Raw genomic sequence first — 788 nt, 5'->3', positions numbered from 1 at the left:
CTCACTAATCCGGGTTCGGTAAGTACCGGTTTTGCCTTTTTGCAAGGTGATTGGCAGCTGAACAAACAATTGGGATTGGTTGCGGGCCTGCGTTACGATTTAACCAATGCCTACGGTAGCAAACTGAACCCTAGTTTAGGTTTACAGTATAAAATTGTACCTGGTTTAGCCTTTAAAGCGGGAGCCGGAACTGGATTTAAAGCGCCAGATTTTAAAACGAGGTACCTTGTTTTTTATAATCCGGCCGCCAATTACCTGGTCATTGGTAACGAAGTGTTAAGACAAACGCTAAACCAGCTGGATCAGCAGGGGCAGATCAGCGAGATCAGACAGTTTTTATTGAATCAGCTCGATCAGAATTTGCAGGCAGAACGGAGCACTTCGTTAAATTTAAGTTTCGAGTGGAAACCTAAAGATAATGTAAAAGTAGAGGCAGGCGTATTTCACCACAGCTTACGCAACCAGATCAACAGCATCCAAGTGGCAACAGGTAGTGGAAACCGGAATATTTATACTTATCAAAATCTTCCTGAAGCGGTAAATAAAGGTATAGATGTATCGTTTGCCGTGAGTCCGCTTAAAAATTTAGAATTAAGTGCGGGTTATCAATACCTGATTGCGAAAGACCTCAGCGTAATCGACAGCATTAAGGCTGGTCATTATCCTTATAACCAAAATATCCACGATCCAGCGACAGGAAATTCTTATGCGCCAAAACCTTCAGATTATTGGGGAATTGAAAACCGATCACGTCACATGGCTAATTTTAAGGCATTTTATAACTACCG

1 protein-coding gene is annotated in these 788 nt (G+C 42.1%); it reads left to right on the top strand.

Features of this window, described 5'->3' with window-relative positions; translation table 11 throughout:
- Positions 1-788 (top strand): TonB-dependent receptor plug domain-containing protein (locus R2R28_RS29090; RefSeq protein WP_316829170.1); only part of this gene is annotated, 788 nt, incomplete at both ends.

This window comes from Pedobacter miscanthi (assembly GCF_032678605.1).
Taxonomy (GTDB): Bacteria; Bacteroidota; Bacteroidia; order Sphingobacteriales; family Sphingobacteriaceae; genus Pedobacter; species Pedobacter miscanthi_A.
This window is presented reverse-complemented; position numbering and strand designations above follow the sequence as displayed.